This is a genomic window from Kingella pumchi, assembly GCF_022288825.1.
Lineage (GTDB): Bacteria > Pseudomonadota > Gammaproteobacteria > Burkholderiales > Neisseriaceae > Kingella_D > Kingella_D pumchi.
Map to the genome: position 1 here is coordinate 1 of NZ_JAKOOW010000025.1, position 257 is coordinate 257.

The following is a 257-nucleotide window of genomic DNA, read 5'->3' on the forward strand; positions in this document are numbered from 1 at the left end:
AAACCGCCTTGCGGCGGACGGCGGCATCATGGCAAAAGTGGGGCTGTGGGTCAAGGGGGATTACGCTTTCTCGCGCAGTTTTTGCATTGTTTAAAACGTGGTGCCCGAATTTAACCGAAAAGCAGTCTGAAAACCTGTTTCAGGCTGCTTTTACGGCACGAAAATGCCAGTCGCGGATGATTTGGCTCGTGGCGGTTTGCATATCGGCGCAGCGCACCAGCGTGCCGCGGTTGTGCGGGATGCGCGCGCTGCCGTCT